At 61.6% G+C, this 12,175-nt stretch carries 10 protein-coding genes; 1 reads left to right on the top strand and 9 read right to left on the bottom strand.

Annotated elements, in window-relative coordinates:
* Positions 1-6 precede the first annotated feature (6 nt).
* The 5 genes from ACMYR2_RS08475 to queC form a co-directional block, all read right to left on the bottom strand.
* Positions 7-3,243, bottom strand: a complete 3,237-nt coding sequence (locus ACMYR2_RS08475) for an efflux RND transporter permease subunit (protein WP_416193975.1) — start codon at positions 3,241-3,243, stop codon at positions 7-9.
* Complete coding sequence (ihpB, locus tag ACMYR2_RS08470; RefSeq protein WP_347262911.1) at positions 3,233-4,222, bottom strand: divalent metal ion exporter adaptor subunit IhpB; 990 nt, start codon at positions 4,220-4,222, stop codon at positions 3,233-3,235. Before ihpB ends, ACMYR2_RS08475 begins: the two co-directional genes overlap by 11 nt.
* Positions 4,219-5,490: a divalent metal ion exporter subunit IhpA gene (ihpA, locus tag ACMYR2_RS08465; protein ID WP_347262910.1), complete on the bottom strand. Its 1,272-nt coding sequence runs from the start codon at positions 5,488-5,490 to the stop codon at positions 4,219-4,221. The genes ihpB and ihpA overlap by 4 nt, the downstream gene beginning before the upstream one ends.
* 53 nt (positions 5,491-5,543) lie before the next feature.
* Complete coding sequence (locus tag ACMYR2_RS08460; protein ID WP_416193974.1) at positions 5,544-5,840, bottom strand: hypothetical protein; 297 nt, start codon at positions 5,838-5,840, stop codon at positions 5,544-5,546.
* A gap of 324 nt (positions 5,841-6,164) precedes the next feature.
* Positions 6,165-6,881 carry a 7-cyano-7-deazaguanine synthase QueC gene (gene queC / locus ACMYR2_RS08455; RefSeq protein WP_347262908.1) on the bottom strand — a complete coding sequence of 239 codons (717 nt, stop codon included), beginning with the start codon at positions 6,879-6,881 and terminating at the stop codon, positions 6,165-6,167.
* A 134-nt stretch (positions 6,882-7,015) separates the two neighbouring features.
* On the opposite strand from queC, the gene mazG reads away from it, so the two are divergent.
* Complete coding sequence (gene mazG, locus ACMYR2_RS08450; RefSeq protein ID WP_347262907.1) at positions 7,016-7,840, top strand: nucleoside triphosphate pyrophosphohydrolase; 825 nt, start codon at positions 7,016-7,018, stop codon at positions 7,838-7,840.
* A 23-nt stretch (positions 7,841-7,863) separates the two neighbouring features.
* Here mazG and ACMYR2_RS08445 read toward each other — a convergent pair whose 3' ends face one another.
* The 4 genes from ACMYR2_RS08445 to ACMYR2_RS08430 form a co-directional block, all read right to left on the bottom strand.
* Positions 7,864-9,300, bottom strand: a complete 1,437-nt coding sequence (locus ACMYR2_RS08445) for an NAD-dependent succinate-semialdehyde dehydrogenase (RefSeq protein WP_347262906.1) — start codon at positions 9,298-9,300, stop codon at positions 7,864-7,866.
* Between the two features lie 101 nt (positions 9,301-9,401).
* Positions 9,402-10,775: a GTPase HflX gene (hflX, locus tag ACMYR2_RS08440; RefSeq protein WP_416193973.1), complete on the bottom strand. Its 1,374-nt coding sequence runs from the start codon at positions 10,773-10,775 to the stop codon at positions 9,402-9,404.
* 23 nt (positions 10,776-10,798) lie between these two features.
* Positions 10,799-11,047, bottom strand: a complete 249-nt coding sequence (gene hfq / locus ACMYR2_RS08435) for an RNA chaperone Hfq (RefSeq protein WP_009797508.1) — start codon at positions 11,045-11,047, stop codon at positions 10,799-10,801.
* A gap of 185 nt (positions 11,048-11,232) precedes the next feature.
* Complete coding sequence (locus ACMYR2_RS08430) at positions 11,233-12,090, bottom strand: D-amino-acid transaminase (RefSeq protein WP_347262904.1); 858 nt, start codon at positions 12,088-12,090, stop codon at positions 11,233-11,235.
* Positions 12,091-12,175: the final 85 nt, after the last annotated feature.

Below are 12,175 nucleotides of genomic sequence, written 5' to 3'. Positions count from 1 at the left end.
CACCAGTCATCTGTTCTGCCGCCCGTCCCTGACGAACTCGCGGCCAGTGATGGGTTGTGCGCCGGAATCCGGCGCCGGGTGGAAGTCTTTTCGGAACAGGATATACAACGCCGGCAGCACCAGCAGCGTGAGGATGGTGGACGAGATGATGCCGCCGATCACGACCGTCGCCAATGGGCGCTGGACTTCCGCGCCCGCTCCGGTCGCGATCGCCATCGGAACGAACCCCAGCGAGGCGACCAGCGCCGTCATCAGAACCGGCCGCAGCCGGGTCGATGCACCCTGATGCACGGCGTCCAGCACGGGTTTTCCCTCGCGCCGCAGCCGCTCGATGAATGCGACGATGACCATGCCGTTCAGCACCGCGACCCCGGACAGCGCGATGAAACCCACTCCGGCGCTGATCGAGAGCGGCAGGCCGCGCAGCAGCAGCGCCAGCACGCCCCCTGTCAAAGCGAGCGGCACGCCGCTGAATACCAGCAGCGCATCGGCGACCGATCCGAAGCTCATGAACAACAGCAGCAGCACGAGCGCCAGCGCGACCGGCACTACGATGGTCAATCGCTGGGTGGCCGAAACGAGCTGCTCGAACTGCCCTCCCCATCCGATCCAGTATCCCGGCGGCAGCTTGACCTTTTCCGCGACCGCCAGCTTCGCGTCAGCCACGAATGACCCAAGGTCGCGTTCACGAACGTTGGCGGTGACGACGATGCGACGCTTTCCGTTCTCGCGACTGATCTGATTGGGGCCTGGCGCGACTTCGACCGCCGCCACCGATGACAACGGCACATAACGCATCTGCACCGGCGGCGGCGCCCATGCCACCTTCGTCGCCTCCGCCGCTGCGATCCCGGCTGAAGGCAGCGGAATGGAAATGGCGCGGATCGATTCCAGGCGGCCCCTCAGGCTTTCGGGGAGCCGAACGACGATATCGAAACGCCGGTCCCCCTCGAACAACTTCCCGGCACTCTTGCCACCGATGGCGATCTCCACGACGCTCTGGACGTCAGCGATGCTGAGGCCGTAGCGCGACAGCGCCTGACGGTCGAGCTTAACCGTCAGAATGGGTAGTCCCGACACCTGCTCGGCTTTCACGTCGCTCGCGCCGGCAATACCCCTGATGACGTCCCTCACCTGCTCCGCGGCTCCCAGCAGAATATCCATGTCGTCGCCGAAGATCTTGATGCCGAGGTCGCTCCGCACGCCTGAAATCAGTTCGTTGACGCGCAACTGGATCGGTTGCGAGATTTCGTAGCTGCTGCCCGGAATTTCATTCGCGGCCGCTTCAATCTCCTCCACCAGATCGGACTTCAACCTTGACGGATCAGGCCACTCCCGGCGTGGCTTCAGCATGATGTAGCCGTCCGAGATCGACGGCGGCATGGCATCGGTGGCGACCTCCGCCGTGCCGGTTCGCGCGAAGAAATCCCTTACCTCGGGTAGCTGCTTTATTCTTCTTTCCAGCGACATCTGAAGGTCGAGCGATTGCGTCAGGCTGGTCCCGGGTATCCGGATCGCCGCGATCGCGATGTCTCCCTCATCGAGTGACGGAATGAATTCGCCACCCATGCGCGTCGCCGCAACTGCGCTGGCGAGGACGATGACGACGGCGCCAGCCGCAACCATGTGCCGGTACCGGATCGCGCCATCAAGCATGGGCAAATAAACCTGCTTTGCGCCGCGCATGAAAATGTTCTCCTTTTCGGAGACCTTGCCAGTGACGACGATCGCGACCGCCGCCGGCACGAACGTCACGGAGAAAAGGGCGGCGCCCAGCAACGCCATCAGCACCGTCAGCGCCATCGGCGTGAACATTTTTCCTTCAATGCCCGTGAGGGTCAGCACCGGCAGGTAGACAACCGCGATGATCATCGTGCCGAAAAGGCTTGGCTTGATGACCTCGCGGGATCCATCCAGTATGGTCTGCAGCCGCTCATCGAGTGACAGAATCCGGCCTTTCCTGCGCTGCTGTTCCGCGAGGAGCCGCAGGCAGTTTTCGACGATGATGACGGCGCCATCGACGATGATGCCGAAATCAATGGCGCCGAGACTCATGAGATTGGCGCTGACTTTCGTTTCGACCATCCCGGTGATGGTGAAGAGCATGGAAAGCGGAATCACGCACGCCGTCACGATCGCCGCGCGGATGTTGCCGAGGATAATGAACAGAACCGCGATGACGAGAAGCGCGCCCTCGATCAGGTTTTTCTGAACGGTTCTGATGGTTGCATCGACCAGGACGGTCCGATCATAGACGGTGCGCGCGATCACGCCTTCCGGCAAGGACCTGACGATCTCGTCGAGCTTTGCAGCCACCAGTCTTGCGACAGCGCGACTGTTCTCTCCTATAAGGAGCATCGCCGTACCGAGCACGGTTTCCTTCCCGTCCATCGTGGCGGCGCCGGTCCTGAGATCCCTGCCCTCCTTCACATTCGCCACATCACGGATGCGGACGGGAATGCCCTCGCGCGAACCAATGACGATGTCCTGGATTTCAGCGATGTTGGCGACCTGCCCCGGCGCGCGGACGAGATATTGTTCGCCGTTCCGCTCGATGTAGCCCGCGCCGACGTTGGCGTTGTTGGCCGCAAGCGCGGTCATCACGTCGCGAAACCCGAAATTGTAGGCCATCAGGCGTCCGGGATCCGGCAACACATGAAACTGGCGCTCGTAGCCACCGATCGTGTTGACTTCGATCACGCCGGGAACGTTGCGAAGTTGCGGCTTGATGATCCAGTCCTGAATGGTGCGCAGGTCGCTCGGTGTAAACTCTCCTCCACCAGCCGTCCGGGCGCCCGGCCTCGCTTCCACGGTATACATGAAGATTTCGCCGAGGCCGGTCGACACCGGCCCCATCGCGACTTCGACGCCGGGCGGCAATTGATCTCGTACGCGCTGAATGCGCTCGTTGACGAGCTGGCGCGCGAAGTAGATGTCTGTGCCGTCGAGAAAGACGACAGTGACCTGACTCAGGCCGTAGCGCGAACTCGAGCGCGTGTAGTCGAGTTTCGGCAGACCGCCCATCGCGGTCTCGACAGGAAATGTAATCCGTTGTTCGGTTTCCAGCGGCGAGTAGCCCGGCGCGCGGATATTGATCTGGACCTGCACGTTGGTGATATCAGGTACGGCATCGATGGGAAGCCTGGTGAAATTCCACGCTCCGAGGACGCCGACCCCCAGCACGAACAGCGTTATCAGCCAGCGCTGGCGAATGGAGAAGGCAAGGACAGCATCAATGCTCATGCTCGCCCTCGCCCTTGCCCATCTCGGCCTTCACCACGAAGCTGTTTTCGGCGACATAGGGTTCTCCCGCCGCCATGCCGGCTCGAATCTCCACGAACCTTGCATCGGATTCTCCGACCTCGACCGGACGAGCCTCGATCTTGTCTTTGTCCTCCCGAACGAAAACGACCGTCTTGTTGTCCAGCGTCTGGATCGCTCCGGCGCGAACGGCAACCGGCACACTGCGTTTCGTCAGGACTAGCCTGGCCGTAACGAACAGTCCCGGGCGCAGGCGTCCGTCGGTGTTGGTCAGGACGAGCCGGGCGATCGCGGTCTGCGTGTCGATCGATCCGATCGGCGCGACATAGGAGATGTGCCCTTTGATGTCCGCACCGCCGTCATCCGGATCGATCAGCACTTCATCTCCGGTTCGAACCCGCTTCAGATCCTGGCGATAGATCGAAAGGTCGACCCAGATCGTCGACAGGTCCGCGACCACGAATGCGGGCTTCTGTTCCGAGGCATACTCGCCGAGCGATATCTGGCGATCGATCACGGTGCCGCGGATCGGCGCTTTGAGATCGTAGACGGTGAGGCTTTGATTGCTTTCGATCGATGCAAGCAGGTCGTTACTTGCGACGGTGTCCCCGATCCTTTTCCTGATCGAGCGGACGATGCCCGGAAACCGCGGCGTGACCTGAACCACAGTCTCCTGATTGGCCCGCAACACACCGTTGAACGATAGCGTGTCGCTGAGCGTAACCTCTCCGGCCTCGGCAAGCACCGCTCCGGCGGCCGCGAGTTTGACATCGCTGATCAGGATGCGCTTGGCGCCATGCTCGTCCTCCTCGACATGTCCTCGCCTGTGTTCATCAGCCGCGTGATCGTGATCCTCACGCCATGCGTGAACACCGGGGTCTGTCAGGCCCAGCATGCGATAGCCGACCCCTGCGACTGCAAGCACCGCGACGGCCAGTGCGATGATCGTGAATGCCTTCATCGGGAGACTCCTCGCGTCAATGCAAAGGGGTTTCCGACGAGACCCTCGATCGTTGCGACGCCGACGTGAAAGTTCTGCTGCGCCTCCTGCTCACGCAGGCGCGCCTGTGCGACATTCGCCAGGGAATCCAGCACTTCGAGCAATGAGAAGCGTCCCTGCCCGTATCCTTCGAAGATCGCGTCGGCGGCGCTGCGCGACTTCGGAATCGCAACCTCACGCAGCACCTTCAGTTCGCGTAACGAACCTTGCAGCGAGTCATAGGCGCGTCCTGCCAGCACAATCAGCGTGTTGCGATTGGATTCACGTTCGGCCCTGGTTTTTGCAAGGTTTTCCTGCGCGGAAAGGATGTTGCCCTGATTCCGGTCGTAAACCGGGATGGGAACCGAAAGCGAGAGTATGACGGCGTCATCATTGGTCGTGTTGAAATGACGCCAGCCCGCGCTGATGCGAACGTCAGGATAGGGTTTTAGCCGCGCCACCAGAAGTTCGGCGTTGCGCTGAGCATAGATAGCGGTCCAGCGCATCAACTGCGGATTCGCGTCGATCGCGGCAACCACGGCCTGAAAAGACGGAGGCCGGCCCAGGTCGTCCAACCGTCCCGCAACGGACTGAAATCTGGCGGAGGTATCCCCCATCAGCGCGGTCAGTTCGCGCTTCGCGCTGGCGAGCCTCGCCCGAACCCGCTCGCGGTCAGCTTTCATCAATGCGGATGCGACGTCCGCCCGGCCGATCTCGGCGGATGACGACGCGCCGGCCTCCACCCGCCGCTGTAGTAACGGCGTCAACGCATCGATCGCGGCGATCTGCTCATCCAGAATCTGGATCCTGCGTTGGGCGCCGAGAACGCTCAGAAAGGCGACGGCCGTCTCGGACAGGACTTCCAGGCGAACGGCCTTGCGTTGGATCGCCGCTGTCTCCACGCCGGCCCGGCCGACGGCAATTCGCGCGTCGCGCTTGCCGAAAAGCTCGAACAACTGGCTGATCTGGAGCGTGGTTTCCGCCGACCGCGTTCCGCGATAATTTCCGGAACCGAGCGAGTTATCCTGCTGATAGGATGCTTCGGGATTTATCAGCATCCCGGCCTGGATACCCCTGCCGGTTGCGATGCCGACATCGCGCCCGGCGGCGGTCAGACGCGGATTGGCAGCGAGCGCGCGTTGAAGCGCGGCCCTCAAGGTCAGCGTCTGCGAATATGACGGCGACATCAGCCAGGGGCTGATCAGCAGCACCGTCACCCACGCAAGATGCGCGGCGGACTTTAATAGCATGGAGGATCCTGGCGAATAACGGAATCAGGACGTCGATGCGCCCGTGAATACGTTCAGCCCAGGAGTTTCGGCGGTGGCGTATCGATGCCGGGGACAAGATCGGAGGCTTGCGTCATCGCCCGAGGCACGGCGACCGCTTGATGCTCGATCGCAACAGAGACCAACGGCGGATCGGGCAGCGAAACCTGGAAGCACCCGTGGCAGTGATGATCCGCGAGTATTCCCGGCGAGTCGATGTCGATGTGAACCGAGGACATCGAGAGAACGATCCGGCTTTCAGGCGCAGGCACATTCATGTCGAGACAATGATGCGACGCGCCCGACAACAGATAGGTCACGATCAGAAACACAACCGCAACCCTGCTACGTAATGCGCGCAGACAAAGAGTTCGAACGTCGTTTGCGGTGAGGATCAAAAGCGTACCCGTCTCAAGTCGGCACTCGTTGTTTATAGCGTTTTCGAGCGAAGTGGAATCCGGCTCGCGTGAAGAAAACCCGTCAAATAAATATCATAGAATTTCGCTTCTGATTCAATCAGAAGCGATAATGCTCTAGCACGCTCGCGGACATCAAGTCGACTGCAACACTATAACACCTCAGACGGCTTCCAGGCGGATGGCCGGTTGGAATCGACAGATTGATGCCGCCCGTCCGGTCCGGCGGCATGACGGGAGTCAAGCGGTCCGCGCCGCGTATTCGCGCCAGCCTTTTGCCCGCAACCCGCACGCCGGGCACTCGCCGCAGCCATAGCCCCAGGTGTGCCGCGCACCGCGCTCGCCGAGATAGCAGGTGTGAGAATGTTCACGGATGAGATCGACCAACCCGGTCCCGCCGAGTTCATGCGCAAGCGACCAGGTTTCCCCCTTGTCGAGCCGCATCAGCGGCGTATGCAGTTCGAACTGTCTGGCCATTCCAAGATTGAGCGCGATGCGCAGGGCACTGATGGTTTCATCGCGGCAATCAGGATATCCGGAATAATCGGTCTCGCACATGCCGCCGACGATATCCGTCACGCCGCGCCTGTAGGCCAGTGCCGCCGCGAAAGTCAGGAACACCAGATTGCGCCCCGGCACGAACGTGTTGGGCAATCCGCCCTCGCTTACTTCGATCGCGACGTTCCGGGTCAACGCCGTGTCGGAAATCTCCGCCAGTGTCGGAATGGCGAGCGTGTGGGTTTCGCCGATCTTCTCCGCCCAATCCGGGCGTAGGGACGCCATGCCCGCGAGCAGCCTGTCGCGGCAGTCGAGTTCAATGCCGTGGCGCTGGCCGTAGTCGAACCCCAGCGTTTCGACGCGCGCGAAGCGTTGCAGCGCCCAGGCAAGGCACGTCGCGGAGTCCTGGCCTCCGGAAAACAGCACCAGCGCGGTACGTGAGGCGGCTTCATCAAGCATGGCGAAGCCAATAGCATCCCGCGGTGGTGGCGCCAATCAGTGGGGATCGCGTGGCCGGGTCCCCTGCTTTTTGCTGGGACGGCGGCGCGGCTTCCGGCATAGAGAAGCAAATCCATCTCGATACCGGTGAACCGATGACCATCCCATCCCGCGATATTTCACGCCTGATCGACATCATGGCGCAGTTGAGAACGCCCGGCACCGGCTGCCCCTGGGATCTTGAACAAACGTTTGAGACCATTGCGCCCTATACCATCGAAGAAGCCTACGAGGTGGCGGATGCGATCGCGCGCAACGATCTGATCGATCTCTGCGACGAGCTTGGCGACCTGCTGTTGCAAGTCGTCTTTCACGCGCGCATCGCCGAAGAGCGGAATGCGTTTTCGTTCGGAGATGTGGTCGAGGCGATCACGCGCAAGATGATCCGGCGGCATCCGCATGTCTTTCCCGACGATGCAGGATATATCGCGCCATCAGACGTGAAAGGAACATGGGAGCGCATCAAGGCGGAAGAGAAGGCGGAACGCGCCGCGCGCAAGCCAATGAAGGAAACGCCGGCCTCGGGTCTGCTCGCGGACATCAAGGCCGGTCAGCCGGCGTTGACGCGCGCGATGGCCTTGCAGCGAAAAGCCTCGACGGTGGGCTTCGACTGGAACGACCCGCGTGCCGTGCTCGACAAGATCCGCGAGGAAGCCGACGAGATCGAGGCGGCGCTGGATCGCGGTGACAGGTCCGACATCGCGTCCGAGACCGGCGATCTGATGTTTGCATTGGTCAACCTCGCCCGCCATGTCGACGCCGATCCCGAAATGGCTCTCCGTGCGACGAACGCGAAATTCGAGCGGCGGTTCGCCTACATCGAACAGGCGCTTGCCGCGAAGGGTCGCTCGCTTGAGGACGCATCCCTTGCCGAGATGGATGTGCTGTGGAACGAGGCAAAGCAGCAGGAAATGGCTTGAGCATCAGGGCGAAAGCCGCTGCTTTATATGCCGGTCTGGCTGATGAACTTGGTGATGAGGTAGGACTCCATCGCCTCGATTCCACCCTCCGAGCCGTAGCCGGAATCCTTGACGCCTCCGAATGGGTTTTCCGGCAAAGCGAGAGCGACATTGTTGATTGCAACCATGCCACTCTCTATCGCGGCGCCGATGGCGGTTGCCGTCCTGGTCGAACTGGTGAACGCATAGGACGCGAGGCCGTATGGCAGCCGGTTCGATTCTTCCACGGCCTCGTCGAAACTCGAGAACGGAGAAATCAACGCCAGCGGACCGAACGGCTCCTCGTTCATGGCGCGGGCTTCCTTCGGCACGTCGGCCAGAACTGTCGGCTCGAAAAAATAACCCTTGTTGCCGACGCGATGCCCGCCCGCCGCAAGCTTCCCGCCCTTCCCGACCGCATCCTGAACAAAGCCTTCCACGGCGGAAACGCGGCGTGAATTGGCGAGCGATCCCATCGTTGAATCGGGGTCGAGCCCGTTGCCGACTCGAACCGCCTTGGCGGCTTCCGTGAACTTGTCTACAAAATCCTTGTACACCTTGTGCTGAACGAGAAGGCGCGTCGGTGCGATGCAGACCTGGCCGGCGTTTCGGAATTTAGCTCCCGAGATAATCTTGACCGCGCTTGCAATGTCGGCATCGTCGAACACGATGGCCGGCGCATGCCCCCCGAGTTCCATGGTCGCCCGCTTCATGTGCAGCCCGGCAAGCGCGGCGAGCTGCTTGCCCACCGCCGTCGAACCTGTGAAGGATATTTTCCTGATGACCGGATGCGGGATCAAATATTCGGAGATTTCGGCAGGCACGCCGAAGACGAGATTGATGACGCCGTCGGGCACGCCCGCATCGATGAACGCACGGAGCAGTTCGGCTGGAGACGCCGGCGTTTCCTCGGGCGCCTTGACGATGATCGAACAGCCGGCGGCAAGCGCGGCCGACAATTTGCGGCAGACCTGATTGATGGGAAAATTCCACGGCGTGAAAGCCGCCGCGGGACCGACCGGCTCCTTGATCGCAATCTGGTAAATGCCCGGCCCGCGCGCCGGAATGACGCGGCCATACGCCCGCCGGGACTCTTCCGCGAACCATTCGATGACGTCGGCCGCAGCCAGCGTTTCAATTCTGGCTTCAGCGAGAACCTTGCCCTGCTCCATGGTCATCAGCGTCGCGATGCGGTCGACCCGCTCCCGCATCAAGGCAGCCGCCTTACGCATGATCCTGGCGCGCTCGAAAGGCGCGACCGCCCGCCAAACCTTGAATCCCTTGTCAGCAGCGGCGAGCGCCTCGTCGAGATCGGCACGATCGGCATGAGCGACCGTTCCGATCTGTTCTTCAGTCGCGGGATTGAGAACGGCGATCGTCTTGCCGGAAGCGCCGGGGCGCCACCTTCCGTCGATCAGCAGCGATGTATCCTGATAGCTCACGGAAATCTCCTGCGGCTTTCATGCGATTTGATGGACATGGAATAGTCCGACGTTCCGCCGGTCAAGACCATCCTTGCGCGACCCTGGTTTGGAAGCGGGAGTTATAGCGGACGTGGCGCCGCGCCATACCGGTTGACGAGGATGTCACGTTTTGTCTCATCGACCCTGACGGTCATGTCGTAACGGCCGTCGCGCAGTTCCTTGGAGAGCACTTCGGAGTTCCGATGCAGCCAGCTGATTGCCGCGCCATCCGAAGCATCGACGGACAGGTCCAGCGTGGTTCGGGTTGCCGCCAGCCGATCGTCGATCGCCGCAAGCAGCGTCTCAACCCCCTCACCGGTTTCGGCGGAAACGAGAAAACGCGGCACATCGGTCGAACGGCGCGCAGCCACGTTTTCCAGGTCTTTGCGCTGATCCGCATCGAAGCGATCGATCTTGTTCCAGACCTCGATGATGCGCGCCGATCCTTCGGGATCGACGCCGAGTTGATGCAACACGGCCTCGACGTCGTGCTGCTGCGCCTCCGTATCCTCATGCGAAATGTCACGAACATGAAGAACAACGTCCGCCTCCATCACCTCCTCCAGCGTCGCGCGGAAAGCAGCGACGAGCTGGGTCGGCAAATTGGATATGAATCCGACGGTGTCCGACAACATGGCCTTTCCGCCGTGAGGCAGCGCAAGCGAGCGCAGCGTGGGATCGAGCGTCGCGAACAACATGTCGGCGGCCTGAACGTCCGCGCGCGTCAATCGATTGAACAGCGTCGATTTGCCGGCATTTGTATAGCCAACGAGCGCAACCACGCGATAGGGCACGCGCTGCCGACCGGCGCGATGCAGCCGCCGCGTCGCCTGCACCTTCTTGAGATCGTTTTCCAGCCGCGTGATGCGATCGCCGATCAGGCGGCGGTCGGCCTCGATCTGGGTTTCGCCGGGCCCGCCCATGAAGCCGAAGCCGCCACGCTGCCGCTCGAGGTGAGTCCAGGAGCGCACCAGACGGCTACGCTGATAATTGAGATGAGCAAGTTCGACCTGAAGCGCGCCCTCTTTGGTCTTGGCGCGGCGCCCGAAGATTTCGAGGATCAAGCCCGTGCGATCCAGCACCTTTGTGCTCCAGGCCTTTTCCAGGTTGCGCTGTTGAATGGGCGACAGCGCGCAGTCCATCACCACGAGACCGACTCCATCGGCGGCGATTAAGCCCTTCAACTCTTCAACCTTGCCCTTGCCGAGATATGTCGCGGGCCTGATCTGGCTGACGGGAGCGACGATCGCCTGAATCACATGGAGCTCGATCGCCCGGGCGAGACCGGCGGCTTCATCCAGCCGGGCGTCGGTGTTGCGCAAGGATCGCCGCGGCGCCTCGGCATCGCCGCCCCGCGTCCGCAAATATGGGCCGATGACGATCGCTCGTCCGGTGGGCTCGCCCCGCATCGACCCTGATGAGTCGGTGCTCCCCTCGAACTGGCGGGGGTCCAATCAGGAAACTTTCAAGTATGTGATCAAAGCGGAGCGTCCTCGCCGCCTTCAAATAACTGGATCGGAGCACCCGGCATGATGGTCGAAATCGCGTGCTTGTACACCAGTTGCGAATGTCCGTCGCGCCTGAGCAGCAGGCAGAAATTGTCGAACCAGGTCACGATTCCCTGGAGCTTGACTCCATTTACCAGAAAGATCGTCAGAGGCGTTTTCGTCTTGCGGACGTGGTTGAGGAAAGTGTCCTGTAGGTTTTGTGCGCGGTCTATCGCCATTTTTGTTATCCCGCAGTTTAACTTTGCTTTTTTGGAGCCGGAAGCAGCCCTCCCGAGCTTTTCATGGCCCGCCGGCTCCCCCTTGAGATCCTCCTCATGGACCCGGCCCCTCGGATTAGAAGGCAGAGTATGATGTTACGCAAGCCGGTTCGGGTCCGCAGGTTTACCCGGATGCACAAAAACCATCAGGAAAATGCTGAAAAGCGGTGGAATTCCTCCCGAAGACGCCTTGCAATACCGCCCGGCTGACCATCCCCCACCACCTGGCCGTCGATCGCGACGACGGGCATGACGATCTGAGAAGCCGAGGTTACAAACGCTTCCGCCGCCTCGCGGGCTTCCGCCGGAGTGAACGGGCGCTCTTCAAGCCTGATCTGAAGAGCCCTCAGGACTTCCATGAGAACAGCCCGCGTGATGCCCGCCAGAATGCCCTGGTCCACCGACCGGGTGACGGCCCGGCCGTCCTTCGTCACGATCCAGGCGTTGCTCGACGCGCCTTCGGTGACGAGTCCGTCGTTATCGACGTACCACGCCTCATGGGCTCCCTTTTCCCGCGCCTGCTGCTTTGCCAGAACATTCGGCAGCAGCGACACCGACTTGATATCCACCCGCGGCCAACGATTCTCCGGCAGCGTAATGACGGCAATGCCGGCGGTGGCGGCTTGCTGTTTTTTTTCGTAATCCAGCGCCCGAGCCGTGATGACGACGCCCGGCTTGACCGGGTTCGGCGGAAACGCGTGATCGCGCCGGGCCACGCCGCGAGTCACCTGCAGATACACGATGCCGTATGTCACGCGATTCCGCCGCACGACCTCGCGCATGATGATGCCGAGCGCGACGATCGGCATCGGTTCGGCGATCCGCAGCTCGCGCAGCGACCGCTGCAATCGGGTCATGTGCCGGGGAAAATCAACCAGCCTCGCGCCGCGCACCTCGCAGACCTCGTAAACACCGTCGGCAAACTGATAGCCGCGATCCTCGACGTTGACGCAGGCATCGCGCAGATCGCGATATCGGCCGTTGACATAAGCGATGCGCGACATGGGCGAGTTCGTCTCGGGTTTCTAGAGCATGTTTGCTTCTGATTGAATCAGAAGCGAGGCTCTAGATTATTGTTTTGACGCGTTT

Source organism: Nitrobacter sp. TKz-YC01 (genome assembly GCF_047824785.1).
Lineage (GTDB): Bacteria > Pseudomonadota > Alphaproteobacteria > Rhizobiales > Xanthobacteraceae > Nitrobacter.
The sequence above is the reverse complement of the archived record's forward strand: the minus strand, read 5'-3'. Positions and strand labels throughout refer to the sequence as shown.

What these genes read in the sequence shown, in the direction of transcription:
- ACMYR2_RS08475 (WP_416193975.1), bottom strand. Translation starts at nt 3,243, where the DNA reads ATGAGCATTGATGCTGTCCTTGCCTTCTCCATTCGCCAGCGCTGGCTG.
- ihpB (WP_347262911.1), bottom strand. Translation starts at nt 4,222, where the DNA reads ATGAAGGCATTCACGATCATCGCACTGGCCGTCGCGGTGCTTGCAGTC.
- ihpA (WP_347262910.1), bottom strand. Translation starts at nt 5,490, where the DNA reads ATGCTATTAAAGTCCGCCGCGCATCTTGCGTGGGTGACGGTGCTGCTG.
- queC (WP_347262908.1), bottom strand. Translation starts at nt 6,881, where the DNA reads ATGCTTGATGAAGCCGCCTCACGTACCGCGCTGGTGCTGTTTTCCGGA.
- mazG (WP_347262907.1), top strand. Translation starts at nt 7,016, where the DNA reads ATGACCATCCCATCCCGCGATATTTCACGCCTGATCGACATCATGGCG.
- hfq (WP_009797508.1), bottom strand. Translation starts at nt 11,047, where the DNA reads ATGGCGATAGACCGCGCACAAAACCTACAGGACACTTTCCTCAACCAC.
- ACMYR2_RS08430 (WP_347262904.1), bottom strand. Translation starts at nt 12,090, where the DNA reads ATGTCGCGCATCGCTTATGTCAACGGCCGATATCGCGATCTGCGCGAT.